This is a genomic window from Vibrio taketomensis (assembly GCF_009938165.1).
GTDB lineage: Bacteria > Pseudomonadota > Gammaproteobacteria > Enterobacterales > Vibrionaceae > Vibrio > Vibrio taketomensis.
The window spans coordinates 1278028-1290738 of record NZ_AP019649.1; the positions used below are offsets into that span (position 1 = coordinate 1278028).

Consider the following 12711-nt stretch of genomic DNA (forward strand, 5'->3'; position numbering starts at 1 on the left):
GTAGGCACTAATGTGCCTATGTTATGTAAGCGTGATCCTGACTTTATAGTTAAGCTTTCTTTGCATGAGTGGTTACTGCAAAAACAGAAGAAGATGAGTTTGGCTATAGCTCTTATGGTCGAATTGATGTTGAAGAATCCTATGGTTTAGATCGAGAACGTGATTTTTTCCCGCAAGTGGTTCTAAAGGACCTTTAAGTACCTCCTGGAATCAAAACCTAGATTAGCGTTAGATTTTATTATTAAATTATGCATTTAACTGCACAGAAGTATGCTGAATCTGAGTTTGGCGCTCCTTCTGTGGATGAACAAGAAGAGTACTTTTCTGATGAAACAGTCGCAGCAAGTGGTGTAATTTCAATGATGGAACATTAGTAAAGCAGTATGCCTCACCTCATCTTTGGGATGGTTACAGAGGTCAGTCAACATTACCATATCTTCTTCAGTGTGCGCTTATGGCGTTAGAAAATTGGTTGGTTGAATATGTAGATACGTGTAGTGAAGACAATGAAATAGAATGGATATACGATTACTTGCTGAGGAAAAGTAACTCTGTGATGCCTACTTCTGTTTTATCTTCTGTGGCGACAGGTTTCTAATAAAGTAGGAAAAGCAGCATTTTACTGAAAACTCCTGATTTATACCATTTAGATTTAATTCGAATGACGCAAGAAATGGGCGAGAATGAATTACACTTTTTAGTTATCAAAGAGATGTAATGACAAAATATACATCGAGGAAAGAAGAAAAGCAGCACTTAGACCTTGGAGAAAAGAGTCTTTAGAAACCTTATTAACAAGGTTTCAATTCGTAAGTGAGTTAAGAGATGGTGCTTTAAAATTGTTGATGAATTGACAGATGAAGCGATTGCTCGTAATGAAAAACCTTCGGTATATGGTACACCGAGTTGATACAAGGACTTGGGAAACTGTTGAAGATCAAGATAATGATCGAATATTGCTTCAAAGCTCGTCTGAGCTTCCTGCAGATTTAAAGCAAGATCAACAAGAGTTTTACGAACAGTATGCAATTGGCAACACTGTAACTAGTTTAAAATTATGGGGTCGAAAATTATTCGAAGAGAAGTTGCTCGAAGAAAATATTTCTTCATATCAAGATGCATTAATAGCCGCAAAGAATCACTCAATTCCCTCCAAAAGGTGAAATTCACAACTTTGCCGATATGGCGGTTGGTGCAATCACAACTGTTGCTGCTGTTTGTGTTAGAGATGACCTTTGAACTTAAGTGATGGAGATAAAGAGTGGTGTCTAGAGTTATCCTAGAGTCCATATTTATGCACGCAGATAATATGAATGGAACAACAGCCCGTGATAAGACTGATTATTATGGCTCTGGAGCGTGTGCATTTGTTTTACCTAAATTATTTGATTTAGAGCTAGATTCAGAACAAGAAAAGTATTTGAAGTTTGCTTTGGCAACAGCATTAACCCATGAGAACCTTAATGTTAGTGCTTATGCTGCTAAGGGGTAAGGGAATTTCTTGGTCAAGAGACGCTGAATTAGCATCCAGTTGTATAGCTGGAATAGTTGAGTATTCCAGATTACGAAGAGAAGATAGTGTTGTACGTAGGTTTTATCACCTACAAGGTGATGAGTTGCAAGCAGCTATCGAAAAATGGAATACCCTTATAACAACATTTCGCAATGAATTAGTTGATGGAAAATTTAAGCTGGTTAACGACATTTCTTTGGAAAGTCATTGTTCATGGTTTCTTCATTTACCAATGTTAATGGTTCCATATTGTACTACGGATGATGTTCAGATTCAGTTGGTTAACAGATTAGTTCATTTTGTATTTGATACTGAATATCAAAATTATCGTTCAAGTGGTGATGAAAAATAAATCATGACATTAAAAACAGATGCAAGATTGCCTTTCTGAGCATGTTATTTACTCAAGAAATAATAATTTTATGCCGTTTAAAGAGTTATTAATCTTAGGGTGTTCAAAAGCCCCAGCTTTATTTACTCTAACACTCTCATATAACGTAGCAGTGGAAAAGAAGATGATTACTACGCAGTCAAGCGCTTTGAGTTTGTTAGCGCCAGAGGCACATAAGATAGCCATGAATGATGTCAATGACAGTTATGTAGGGTTACAGAATGATTTAAATCAGCTATTACGTGGACTAATGTACGCGGATAGTCCTTGGCAAGGTCATCCAATGAAGAGCGTGACATGAAGGGTGGAGCACACTATTTATTGGAATTTGCCAATCAATCTGCTGGCAATAGCCACGTTTTGAAGCTTTAGCGTCTTTAATGTATCACTTTCATAGTGTGTTCTTTGATAAAGGTATTCATCTTCTAGCTTCAAAGTTCATTGTGAACTCAGAACTTATAGGTAAGCAAATGAATACGGCTTATTACTTAGAAATGTCGATAGGACGATATCTTCAAATAGAAAATAGAGGTGTATTAAATAGGAAAATGTATAATTCATGCCTTGAGCTACTTAATGGAATTGTAGAAACTGGTTCTGCAAGAGCTTATTATCTACGAGAGCACATGATTAGATCGAGAAAATACGTATTTAGTAATACTAAATTTTACTTGCTCAGACTTTATCTTACAGTCATCAAGTGCGTCTTGGTGGCTGTACTTGAGCCCGAATATTTACAATGTAGGTCTTCGATATTTTTCTCATCCAACTTAGCAGTTATAGGACAAAAGTCCTAACTCATTTTTGTCCAATAATGCCTTAGGTTTGGGTTGAATCAGTATGCAAGTTTACTAATTCTATTTCATTATCTCCTAATCGAATGCTGAGCCAAAGACTGTGACATATTGGGCAATCTGATTGTTCACACAGTCAAAGGCTCGGTGTAGTCATACCAAGATTTTATGATTTAAGCCTTGGTCTACTGATCAACCTCATCTACATGAACGACTTTAAAGTTGACGATGATTTAAATATGCGAACTTTAAATCCTATTTCATCCAAAATCATAATTATGTCCTGCAATGGCAGGCCAAACAGCAAGCGCAGATAGTCGAGTGTTACCTGTGTTAATTAATCTGTGAGCGACAAAGCTGGGAATATGGTGCACGCTACCAGGGAACACTTTCTCGATGGATACTTCTCCTTGCTCTGTTTGCATTAGTAATAAACCTTCACCCTGCGAGCCAAAATAGAATTCAGCTTGTTCTTTACGTTGGTGAATGTGTCCTCTGGTCATATGGAATTCATCGCCTATCAAACCAGGTTCGATATGGGATACTCCAAAGTTTAGCTCTCCTTCAGCGTGCTGGTAGCATCTCTACGTGATAGATAATTTGGTCTTGGGCGCTTCTAGCGTTTGGTTTCATCGGAAAATACGCCTTAAGTGCACCAAGCGTAGTTTTTTCTGATGATGTCTTCTGCATCAATACGGCCTGTTAAGTAATTGATGCTAGGGGAATAGATAAATTCATGTTAATCCTTATTAGCAATTCTGAGTAATTCAGAAAAGGCTAAAAATAGATGATAAAAGCTGCTAGCAGGAGAATTTTCATTTAACACTTGACCCGAATTATCAACTTGATCGACCCATAATCCTGGTAGTGCTGGGTTTAAGTAATAAACAAAGATGTGTTCAATCGCTTGGCTGATAGCGGTTCGGCGAGTGTCGCTAGGGTCACGCTCCCAAAGGGCTATGCATGCTTTAAGTACTCAGTTTGACACCAAAGCCGCGACGTTGAACGAAGTGGCTCCCCGTTTGCGTATATCTCGTCTCTGACAAGACCGTTATCGTTATGGCCAAATTGTTGTGCGAAGCGATATAAAGCATTGATCGTTGTATCTACCTTAATACCTGTGAGTTTTTGGTAATGGCAGTAACCAGATCCATTCGTAATGATGACCAGGGTCGATGTGGGTACCAGTCTTCGAATTAAGTGATAAATCGGCCTGAAAGAACTCTGCTAAATGATCATTTTGCATGAAATGAGTTTTGAACAATTGATATATTTGTGTTGCTCGGTCTAACCAAATTGAATTGTCGGTATGCTCGTAGCTAACCATTAATGCTTCGAACAAATGCATGTGAGGGTTTTGCCCTTTGTCGATCTTGTTGCCTTCAGTTAGAAAAAGCACCTTTTTCAGTATCCCAAAGATGTGTTGAGATACGTTCATAAATGGCTTCCATCGAGGCTAGAGAATGTTCATCAGCCGTTAGTCTGTAATGCCAAGCAAACCCTAGAAGCGCAAAAGCTTGTTCATATAGATTAATAGAATCATTCTTATTGTCATTTTTTGCAAAGCGCAAAACGATAACCCGATGATGGTGATCCAAAGCGTAAAAATCCTTGCTCAATGGCTACGCAAACCTGATTACGTCCATTAATTAGATTGAGTTCAGTGGCATGTGCGAAAACATATACTTGCCGTGGTTGTACACGAAATCTGAGGAAGTCGTCACTAAACTCTTGTCCGTTAGCAAACAATCCTTCTGAGAAAATACCGTCTTGGATAGATTGTGTTTTTGCCATCGAGGTAAGGCATATTGAGTGAGCCAGTGTTGGCAGCGAGCGATTTGAAAGGTCAGGAGTCCATAGTTTACCTTAATAATAGGGCACTCAACGAGTGCCCTATATTGAAAAGTTAGAAGAGACCGATAGCAACACCGATGAAAGAAATAACCACAAGCGAAAGCATCGCTTTTACTGGGCTAAGACCTTTTCGCCATCGCAAACCAAGTGCCTAGCACGACGACTAATGGCAATAGTTTAGGGAAAATTCCGTCGAGCATCATTTGTACGTTGATGTCGACACCGTCTTTGGTTGCAAACTCGAGCCCCGTGCCTAGGTTTACGTAACTAGCAGCAACGCCGCCCATGACAAAGACACCTAATAGTGAAAGTGCTTCACGAATTTTGGTTGAACGATGGCTAACCAGCATCTCAACTGAACCCGCACCCATCTTGTAACCTTTCATAAACAACTGGTAAGAACCGATGATAGCGATGGCGTTAAACACGACGATATAGAAGATTGGACCTAATATGCTGCCACCAGATGCTAATGCCATACCAATACTGAGTAAGATAGGTACCAACATACCTGGAATCATGGAATCGCCAATCCCTGCGACTGGCCCATTAAGCCAACCTTGAGCGTGTTGATAGTTTCACCATCAATGGGTTCACCATTCGCCTTTTTCTTCCATGCCCACTGCCATCCCACTGATGATAGCGCCAAGCTGTGGCTCGGTGTTGTAGAACGAAGCATGACGTTTCATCGCTTCTTTTCGATCTTCTTGATTGGGGTAAAGCTTTTAAGAGCGGGCATCATACCCAGACAGAAGCCAAATGAAGCCAAGCGTTCAAAGCTCATTGATGATAGATTGTACATCATCCATGCACGCCAGCATTTCGTAAGATCTTTTGTCTAGTGCTACTTTGGTTCGATCTCAGTACCAATTTTGTGGTGTTGTACAGTCATTAGAATTCATCCTCGTCATCAGCATGTTGAACTGGCGCAGCATTAGCTGTTTGTGGTTCTGGTTTGTAGTTGTAATGAAGGAGGGCGAATAGTGCTCCAATCATGACCAAGCCAACCATGTTGAGTTTTAGAAAACGATACCAACAAAACCGACTAGAAAATAAATTAGCATCGTTGATTCTTTGATGATCTGTTTTAAGAGAATTGCGATACCGACAGCAGGTAAAATGCCTCCGAGGACCGTCATAGTATCAATCACCATTGCTGGAAGGCTGGCCATGAACCCTTCAATGTATTGATTACCGAAGTAAACTGCGATGAAGGTCGGAATAAAACGCATTAAGAAGTTAGTCGCTTGGGGATAAATGGCGGAGTTCATATAAACGCCTTTTCATCACCAGCTTCTATCGCTATATCTGCCTTGTGGTTCCAGTACGAGTTGATCACCATCATAAAGTTGAAAATGATGGTACCTGCGATACCGATGGTTGCTGCAATAGCAACTGCAACTTCTACGCCTTGTCCAGACATAACACCTAGTGCCACCGCCGGGAATGCGACAAAATTAAGGTCAGCAGGCATGGATCCTCCAGGTGTTACCATCGCGATATATACTGCCTGTACAGCGACACCGACCATAATACCTGTTTGAATATCACCCAAAATAATGCCAACCAACATACCGGATACTAGTGGGCGAGTGATGGTGTACCAACCACCGGTTAAACCAAGTAGCCATGGGTAGAAAGGGCCCGAGATAACTAAGTATCCCGATAAATACAGCTTCTATAAACATAATGTCATCCTTTAGCTCACGTATTCATTACTCCACTTTTGATGCGAAACATGAATCAAAAGTGGAGGTGGTTTTATTGTTATTTCAGTTTTGTAATGCATCTTGCCAGGTGTAGGAGTTGGCATCAGGAACTAATCTGAAGTCTATGTGGTGCCCGTCTCTGATAGATAGTTAAATGCTGAGATTTCTTCTTGGTTGACGCATTGGTTGCCACCAATCGTCGTTGTGCCCTCTCGCACTCATTGGGCCAACATTGATTTTATTATTGAGATTCTCAAGACTAATGCCCGCTTCACGAATACGACGTAGAGGATTGAGATTTGCGATGACGAAGTACTTATCGCTGGCAATCACCTTCGGTAGCTTGCTGACGGCGGTCTCCGTATCAAATAACCAAACTTTAACGTCAGTTACGGCTCCTATCATGACTTGTGATAGGAGAGGATCGGCTGCGACCGCATCGTCAATAGCTACGATGCCATCGCAAGGGAGTTCTTTGCCCAGCGAGTCATTAGCTGTCCATGAATAACGCGGTCATCAATTCGCACAAATGAAATAGCCATAGTGTTTCTCCTTAAAAATCGTCTTCTTGTACTAGCTCTACTGGCTTTGCAACGACAATCGTCTTTAGCGCTTGCTGTAAAGTCGTTGCAACAAAAGAAGCATCGGTTTCTTCAACAAAGTCTGCCGTCATTAAAAGTGTTGGGAAGTTCACTCGGTTACGCATTCAACCTTTGATTGAAATCTGGTTGAATGCATATGCAAGCAACGTTGTAAGGCGTGCCGCATTCCAAATCGCATAGCACAACAATGCCATCGACATTAGGTGCAACTGTAGTGATTTCATGGTGGAAATCTTTTTAAATTGCTCAATACCTCCTTCTTCAGTGAGACAGATTGCAGTCGTGTTAATTAGTTCGCCAAATACCATTTTGGCACTACTGATAAGTGCAGTGGCAAATGGACCGTGACTGGCTACGACAAAATGGAGCATGGTTAACCTCTTACAAACGCTTTGATTGTGGCAATTTCTTTCCTTCGCTCTCGCCATATGGTTGATGATATACGCGTCTACGTGAGCTGGGATAACGAAGGTTTCAGCATAATGAACAACAAATGGCTCAAATTTATTGTCGGGACTCAAGATAATTGCCTCTTTACCTTCTACTAAGTTCAGAACATTGACGGTTCCCCAGTTTTATGAAGAACAGGTTTGTTGAACCAGTGGCGGCGCGTTTCGATAAATTCGCGTTCATGAAGACCCGTTTTTCTTCTCCAACCGTCGCCTTCAGCTATGAGGGTAATTGTGTTTACTAAATGCTCTTGACACCATTGTGTGTCGCGATCCCATTGAATAACTTCTTTGCCGTGTTCCAAGTGTACCGGTCGTGGCAGTCCATCAAGCCCTAGGCGATCCCAATCCCAAAGCTTGAATGTGAAGATATATGGAGTTGCACTGATTTCAAGCACCATAGAGTCGGAACCTGAGCAATGAATAGTGCCTGCTGGGATTAAGAAATGATCATGCTTTTCGCCGAGAATTGATTGACAAAAGTTCATCATCGAACGATTTTTCACCGCGCTGAGCTGCATACAAGTCATCCATCATTTCATCTGGGTTAATACCAGACTTAGTGCCAAGATAAACGCATGCTTTATCCCCAGCGTCTAGCATGTAGTAGCTCTCGTCTTGGGTATAATGCATACCAAATTCGTTTTGAATATATTCGGTTAGAGGATGTACTTGCAGGCTCAGGTGCTGACCTTGCATTGTATCGAGGAAGTCGAATCGAATTGGGAACTCCGCCCCAAAACGTGCATGGACATTGTCGCCTAATAAAGCTTGTGGTTGGTTAATACCAAGTCTTGCGATGGGATTTCGACAACAACGTCACCGTATTTAAGGAGAAGGCTGTTCTTCAGGAACACAGTCAAAACACCATGCGTAGTTAGGTTTGTCTTGATCGAGATCACAGACTTCTTTCATCCATTGCCCCCAAACCCCAGGGTCAAAGAAAGGTACAAGTCTAAATGGCTGAGTTGTGACTTGTTGTAAACCGGCATTAAACGCAACACCAGTGACCATTTTAGGGTCAAAAGCGGTGTTAGTATCTAAGATAAAATCAACGTCAGCTAACAGCTTGGTCTTATAGCGGTCGAAGACACGCCATTCGATAAAGAATGAACGCTTGTATTTACGCAGGACATCTTCGTTGTAGTTGTTAGCACCCCAGTTGCCAAGCTCGCCACTGCGGAAGCGTTGCTGAATTTCCCAACGAGCTAAATCAGCGTAAATAAAGGTATCACCATCGGCGACTAATCAGCACCATGACCAATAACAACGATGAAACCTGAATTAGCGTCGCTAATTTTTGTTTAAATCCTTGTAGTTTTCGCTGTCAAAGAACTCTTCCAGTTTGTGTGGAGCAAGAACTCCAAACACTCGGTCATCGGTAATGTTGCGCTCTAGCATGGCAAAGATGTGTTCTTCGGAATGTTTCTGCATCATCCATTGAGATCACTAGGTCTGGTGATAGCGGTGCTACAAGCTGGTCGAGGAGTTCGTTGTGATTAACACCATGATAGGTATCGACTACCAAAATATGTTTATCTTGGCCCTGAATACGTTGCTTAATTGTGTTAACTATATGGTTCCAACCGCGAAAAGCATCATGATCAAAGCCTTTCACTGTTACATTCGGAAATTTGTCATAATGGATTGACCAGATAGGAATTTCATAAATCACCTTGAGTTAATCAGTTGTCTACAGTCTAATCACTCAATTAATCAATCGACAAATTGGTTAACGTGTTTAACCACTCGTTTAGCAGTTATTAACCAATGATTTTATGGTTAATTTTGTGGTTAATCACATAATCATGACTGAAAAAGTCTTTAAATAGGTTAATCGTTTAACCTGATTTTAATCAGATAATAAAGGCGCTATAACTAATACTAAATTTATTTACTGGAGCTCAACATGGCCAAAGCAACCATCGCAGAAGTAGCTAAGCATTGCGGCGTGTCTACCGCGACAGTGTCCATGGTATTGACGAATAAGGGACGAATTTCAGCGACCACGCGAGAGCGGGTTCTGAAGCCGTAAATGAGCTTGGTTATGTTTACAATCAAGCTGCGGCTAACTTATGACATAAGCGTAGTAACTTAGTTGGGCTTGTTACCCTGATATTACTAACCCGTTTTTCTCTGAAATGATCGCAGGGCTTAGCCATTATCTTGAAGAGCAAGATTCGTTGCTCTTTCTTGCAAATGCAGAGGAGAGCGTAGAGCGTCAAAGTAAGTTTATTGATTCTTTATTGAGTCAAAACGCTGGTGGCGTAGTTATGTGCCCTGCAATGGAAACTAATTTAGACTTTTAGAGACAGTACAACGTCGTGGATTTCCGATAGTATTGGCTGTACGGCCTATTGGTGAAGATCAGTTTGATTTTGTAGGAACGAATAACTTTATGGGCTTACAGTTAGCGACGGAGCATCTTATAAAAAAGGTCATAAACACATCGCATTTGTGGGTGGTTTAGAGATTTCAAAACGCGTTCTCATCGTCCGGTGGCTATATGTCAAAGTTGATGGAACACGGGATTTTATTTAATGAGCGATACATTCGAAGTTGCTCTGCGAGTCGATCTGAGGGCGCAAAAGTGACAAGGGATTTGTTGGAGCAGCACCCTGAAATTACCGCTATTATTGGCTATCAAGATATTGTTGCTTTTGGCGTAATGAGAGCAATTAAAGATCTTGGTAAAACAGTGGGTAAAGATATAGCGGTTGTTGGTTTCGATGACGTAGGGAGTCTGCGGACACAAATCCACCACTGACTACCATTTCTGTTTCTGCGAGAGAAATAGGTCGAGCTGCAGGAGAGATTATTTTGTCTCGTATGGAGGGTGATAACCAACCATATAAGAGTGTGGTGTTCCCACCCAAACTAGTGGTGAGACGCTCGTGTGGTTGAGTTGAAACTTCTAATGTGGTGAATAACTTGAATTAGTGTGGTTTACCGCTTGAGCCATTCCAACATAATCGATTTTAATATAGCTAGGTTAGCTATAACTTATTAAATTAGTAACAGAATTGAAGTAGATATACCCGATTTAGGCCTGCGACGTGGTTGAATCAGGTGCGTCGTATTAAAAACTACGCACCTTGATAGTATATGTGGTCATTTGGCAGGGTTCACTCGTTCGATTAACTGTCTTAGACACATTACTTTCGTCTTTTTCACCAACGCAGCCTGATTACGAACGTCGTCGATAATACATATGCCACCACCACATTTATGCTTAAATTCTGACGAGTAACAGCGAACTTCTATATCGATAAAGCGGTCTTGCAGTATTGGCTTCAAAGTCAAAATGGAACTAGCGTGATCGTAATGTATAAAGCAGTAGTCGTTTATCAAAAGGTTCATGCTCACCAACATCAACTCAGCGGCTGTAGCTGGAATCAATACGATAGAATTATCAAAAATTGGCATATGGCTTAAGTGAAAACCCTCCTCAATTTCAACCATTAACGTTGACTTAAGGTGTTTTGGGTTTGAACTAGGTGAGAACATCGCCCGAATCTCAGCAAAGTATTGTTGATAGATGAAGTAGGGCACAGCGATGTCTGAGCCAATCTCAACATTACGGTCTTTGAGATAATCAGCAAAGGAATAGTCATGAACGCCCAAAAGAGTTTTGAAGTGTTCTAGCCCCCCTAAGACTCGCTGGATTTGCTTGATACCAATCCCGTGTTCAATTAGATCATGTTCTTTTAGATAAGGCTCTGATCTTAACAATGTCGTTGCGGTGAGTATCAAACCGATGTCTACGGGAGATAACCCAAAGGCGAAGAAGCGTGACATATCGATTGAGGTTGAATTTGACGTGGCGTCTTCAATTTCTTGAATAATGTTGAGGCGTAAACTGTCATTCATATACATAGTATATCTCCTATATAGATATATCTTTTTGGTGAAGTAGGCTGGTGGATAGCTATGAAAATCATCAGCTATTAAGCTCAATTAATTTGGTTTATGTTGACCCGCTATGGAGTAGTGATGGCCTGTAGCATCGACAATGAACTGACTCCAAAATGTTAATATTTCAACTCGTTGCTCGAGATATTTGGCACTGTTGTAAGCTGCGCGGGTCTGGTTTTTGTCTAAGTGTGCTAAGCACATTTCAATAGCATCGGAATTAAATCCTTTCTCGTTAAAAAGCGTACTTGCGATGCCGCGAAACCCATGGCTAACGAGTCGACCTTTTAGGGATGTATTTCCAAGAGCAGAATTCACTGCCGATGGGCTGATGTGTGGATATTTTGTGTTAGGCTTATCCGAAGGAAATACGAATTTCTGATGACCTGAAATAGGGCGAATGAACTCTAGAATTGAAACGGTATAGTCGGTAAGTGGCACCAGATGTTCTCGTTTACTTTTGGTGAAGAATGCAGGGATAGTCCAAAGACGTTTTTCTAAATCAATGTCGCACCAGCGCATTGCTGCTAATTCGTCCGCACGAGAAATGGTGTGAAGTTGCATTTCAAATGCACAACGAGTAACTAACTTCATCTGCGTGTTAGACATCGTTTCCATGACATGGCTTAGCTCCATTGGCGCTACCGATGGCATATGTGACGGTATTGCTTTAGCGAACACTTCGCGGATGTCAGCAAGGCAATTGCTATGAATGAAACCGCAGTTAATCGCGAACTTCATAACTTGATTCGCAAGGGTGCAAGCACGTTTTACATTCTCGAGATTTCCCCTTCTTTGCATAGGACGAATAGCCTCAATGACTTGTAAAGCAGTGATATCTGAAATTGCAACATCGGCCAAATATGGATATAGGTTGCGTTTGAAAAATAGACGCTTACGATAAGATGTTCTGACCTTGTGGGTAATACGTTCAATATCTTGCTTGTCAAAAACGGTGCCATTGATACGTGCAATTTTTTGCTCTTCTTCAATGAGCTTTTGGCGCTTGGTGGATTCATTGACTTCTTGGGTTGCCAACATCTCTTCTGCTACGCTTTTGAACGTTCGATAGTATTGCTGTGCTCGTTCGGTGTTAAGTTGGTCTCGAATTAGGCGAGGATCTTTGCCATTTACTAGGTGTTTGCGGTATTCATCGGCTAACTTACGAGCTTGCGCCAGTGTCAGTTGAGGATAAGCGCCTAGTCCAAGCTTTATACGTTTTTTTGTGATAGGGTGGGTATAGATAAAGAGCCAATTTTTACTGCCATTAGGTCTTATCCTGATGTACAAATTGCCCCCATCTGAAAGCGTGTATTCTTTGTCTGTTGGTTTGGTGTTCTTTATAGTCTGATTAGACAATAATTCTATTCCAGCCATGTCTTTATCCCCGTTGATTCCTCTCTGTTCCCCTCAACTTAGCAATCAGGAATAGGGGAACGCAAGGGGGCATCGGAGCTCTGAGATTGTCTGATGCTGAATGAGATTGT

General features: G+C 41.2%; 18 protein-coding genes and 3 pseudogenes. 8 read left to right on the forward strand and 13 right to left on the reverse strand.

Translation table 11 applies throughout. The features are described from left to right. Nucleotides 1-248 precede the first annotated feature (248 nt). The 4 genes from Vt282_RS21195 to Vt282_RS20010 all read left to right on the forward strand — a co-directional run bounded on the left by Vt282_RS21195 (nt 249) and on the right by Vt282_RS20010 (nt 2205). Nucleotides 249-374: a hypothetical protein gene (locus Vt282_RS21195; RefSeq protein WP_269472601.1), complete on the forward strand. Its 126-nt coding sequence runs from the start codon at nt 249-251 to the stop codon at nt 372-374. A 935-nt stretch (nt 375-1309) separates the two neighbouring features. Then, nucleotides 1310-1492, forward strand: a complete 183-nt coding sequence (locus tag Vt282_RS20000) for a hypothetical protein (RefSeq protein ID WP_232055116.1) — start codon at nt 1310-1312, stop codon at nt 1490-1492. Continuing rightward, nucleotides 1464-1865, forward strand: coding sequence for a hypothetical protein (locus Vt282_RS20005; protein ID WP_174855816.1), 402 nt, complete (start codon nt 1464-1466; stop codon nt 1863-1865). The genes Vt282_RS20000 and Vt282_RS20005 overlap by 29 nt, the downstream gene beginning before the upstream one ends. 163 nt (nt 1866-2028) lie before the next feature. Further along, nucleotides 2029-2205, forward strand: a complete 177-nt coding sequence (locus Vt282_RS20010; protein WP_174855818.1) for a hypothetical protein — start codon at nt 2029-2031, stop codon at nt 2203-2205. A gap of 753 nt (nt 2206-2958) precedes the next feature. On the opposite strand, the gene Vt282_RS20460 is transcribed toward Vt282_RS20010, so the two are convergent. From Vt282_RS20460 to Vt282_RS20510, 11 genes and pseudogenes are all read right to left on the reverse strand, one after another. Next, entirely contained in the window at nt 2959-3222 is a 264-nt protein-coding gene (locus Vt282_RS20460) for a glucose-6-phosphate isomerase family protein (RefSeq protein WP_332057950.1), read from the reverse strand. A 215-nt stretch (nt 3223-3437) separates the two neighbouring features. Next, complete coding sequence (locus tag Vt282_RS05985; RefSeq protein ID WP_162063692.1) at nt 3438-3659, reverse strand: AGE family epimerase/isomerase; 222 nt, start codon at nt 3657-3659, stop codon at nt 3438-3440. Nucleotides 3660-3809: 150 nt separating this feature from the next. Beyond that, complete coding sequence (locus Vt282_RS05990; protein ID WP_162062842.1) at nt 3810-4136, reverse strand: AGE family epimerase/isomerase; 327 nt, start codon at nt 4134-4136, stop codon at nt 3810-3812. 535 nt (nt 4137-4671) lie between these two features. Next, nucleotides 4672-5357, reverse strand: a pseudogene (locus Vt282_RS21660) (PTS system mannose/fructose/sorbose family transporter subunit IID). Between the two features lie 214 nt (nt 5358-5571). Beyond that, nucleotides 5572-6125, reverse strand: a pseudogene (locus Vt282_RS21665) (PTS sugar transporter subunit IIC). Between the two features lie 286 nt (nt 6126-6411). Beyond that, a pseudogene (locus Vt282_RS20490) lies at nt 6412-6803 on the reverse strand (PTS sugar transporter subunit IIB). 11 nt (nt 6804-6814) lie between these two features. Then, a complete protein-coding gene (locus tag Vt282_RS06010; protein ID WP_162062843.1) occupies nt 6815-6967 on the reverse strand; it encodes a hypothetical protein in 153 nt (50 codons plus the stop codon). Beyond that, nucleotides 6968-7234: a PTS sugar transporter subunit IIA domain-containing protein gene (locus Vt282_RS06015; protein ID WP_162062844.1), complete on the reverse strand. Its 267-nt coding sequence runs from the start codon at nt 7232-7234 to the stop codon at nt 6968-6970. It lies immediately after the preceding gene. 179 nt (nt 7235-7413) lie between these two features. Beyond that, nucleotides 7414-7833 carry a cupin domain-containing protein gene (locus Vt282_RS20500; protein ID WP_232055123.1) on the reverse strand — a complete coding sequence of 140 codons (420 nt, stop codon included), beginning with the start codon at nt 7831-7833 and terminating at the stop codon, nt 7414-7416. A gap of 307 nt (nt 7834-8140) precedes the next feature. Next, on the reverse strand, nt 8141-8326 hold the full coding sequence (locus tag Vt282_RS20505; RefSeq protein ID WP_232055124.1) for a hypothetical protein: 186 nt from the start codon (nt 8324-8326) through the stop codon (nt 8141-8143). A 279-nt stretch (nt 8327-8605) separates the two neighbouring features. Continuing rightward, complete coding sequence (locus Vt282_RS20510) at nt 8606-8749, reverse strand: hypothetical protein (RefSeq protein WP_232055125.1); 144 nt, start codon at nt 8747-8749, stop codon at nt 8606-8608. Nucleotides 8750-9284: 535 nt separating this feature from the next. Here Vt282_RS20510 and Vt282_RS21670 point away from each other — a divergent pair. The 4 genes from Vt282_RS21670 to Vt282_RS21680 all read left to right on the forward strand — a co-directional run bounded on the left by Vt282_RS21670 (nt 9285) and on the right by Vt282_RS21680 (nt 10216). Continuing rightward, the gene (locus tag Vt282_RS21670) at nt 9285-9347 is read left to right on the forward strand and encodes a hypothetical protein (protein WP_415663443.1); all 63 of its coding nucleotides are present in this window, start codon (nt 9285-9287) and stop codon (nt 9345-9347) included. 106 nt (nt 9348-9453) lie between these two features. Further along, nucleotides 9454-9621, forward strand: coding sequence for a type 1 periplasmic-binding domain-containing protein (locus Vt282_RS21675; RefSeq protein WP_197740090.1), 168 nt, complete (start codon nt 9454-9456; stop codon nt 9619-9621). 209 nt (nt 9622-9830) lie between these two features. After that, nucleotides 9831-10079: a substrate-binding domain-containing protein gene (locus Vt282_RS20150; protein ID WP_232055156.1), complete on the forward strand. Its 249-nt coding sequence runs from the start codon at nt 9831-9833 to the stop codon at nt 10077-10079. A 26-nt stretch (nt 10080-10105) separates the two neighbouring features. Beyond that, nucleotides 10106-10216 (forward strand): substrate-binding domain-containing protein, encoded by a 111-nt coding sequence (locus Vt282_RS21680; protein WP_415663444.1) that lies wholly within the window; start codon nt 10106-10108, stop codon nt 10214-10216. A gap of 207 nt (nt 10217-10423) precedes the next feature. Here Vt282_RS21680 and Vt282_RS06030 read toward each other — a convergent pair whose 3' ends face one another. Both Vt282_RS06030 and Vt282_RS06035 read right to left on the reverse strand, forming a co-directional pair. Then, the gene (locus tag Vt282_RS06030) at nt 10424-11188 is read right to left on the reverse strand and encodes a hypothetical protein (RefSeq protein ID WP_162062845.1); all 765 of its coding nucleotides are present in this window, start codon (nt 11186-11188) and stop codon (nt 10424-10426) included. 81 nt (nt 11189-11269) lie between these two features. Further along, on the reverse strand, nt 11270-12601 hold the full coding sequence (locus tag Vt282_RS06035) for an integrase arm-type DNA-binding domain-containing protein (protein WP_162062846.1): 1332 nt from the start codon (nt 12599-12601) through the stop codon (nt 11270-11272). Between the last annotated feature and the right edge of the window lie 110 nt (nt 12602-12711).

Coding starts and splice junctions, on each gene's coding strand:
- Vt282_RS20505 (WP_232055124.1), bottom strand. CDS start 8,326: ATGGTCACTGGTGTTGCGTTTAATGCCGGTTTACAACAAGTCACAACT.
- Vt282_RS06030 (WP_162062845.1), bottom strand. CDS start 11,188: ATGTATATGAATGACAGTTTACGCCTCAACATTATTCAAGAAATTGAA.
- Vt282_RS20000 (WP_232055116.1), top strand. CDS start 1,310: ATGAATGGAACAACAGCCCGTGATAAGACTGATTATTATGGCTCTGGA.
- Vt282_RS06010 (WP_162062843.1), bottom strand. CDS start 6,967: ATGCGTAACCGAGTGAACTTCCCAACACTTTTAATGACGGCAGACTTT.
- Vt282_RS21675 (WP_197740090.1), top strand. CDS start 9,454: ATGATCGCAGGGCTTAGCCATTATCTTGAAGAGCAAGATTCGTTGCTC.
- Vt282_RS06035 (WP_162062846.1), bottom strand. CDS start 12,601: ATGGCTGGAATAGAATTATTGTCTAATCAGACTATAAAGAACACCAAA.
- Vt282_RS21195 (WP_269472601.1), top strand. CDS start 249: ATGCATTTAACTGCACAGAAGTATGCTGAATCTGAGTTTGGCGCTCCT.
- Vt282_RS20510 (WP_232055125.1), bottom strand. CDS start 8,749: ATGATGCAGAAACATTCCGAAGAACACATCTTTGCCATGCTAGAGCGC.
- Vt282_RS20500 (WP_232055123.1), bottom strand. CDS start 7,833: ATGCAGCTCAGCGCGGTGAAAAATCGTTCGATGATGAACTTTTGTCAA.
- Vt282_RS20150 (WP_232055156.1), top strand. CDS start 9,831: ATGGAACACGGGATTTTATTTAATGAGCGATACATTCGAAGTTGCTCT.
- Vt282_RS05990 (WP_162062842.1), bottom strand. CDS start 4,136: ATGAACGTATCTCAACACATCTTTGGGATACTGAAAAAGGTGCTTTTT.
- Vt282_RS06015 (WP_162062844.1), bottom strand. CDS start 7,234: ATGCTCCATTTTGTCGTAGCCAGTCACGGTCCATTTGCCACTGCACTT.
- Vt282_RS20010 (WP_174855818.1), top strand. CDS start 2,029: ATGATTACTACGCAGTCAAGCGCTTTGAGTTTGTTAGCGCCAGAGGCA.
- Vt282_RS20005 (WP_174855816.1), top strand. CDS start 1,464: ATGTTAGTGCTTATGCTGCTAAGGGGTAAGGGAATTTCTTGGTCAAGA.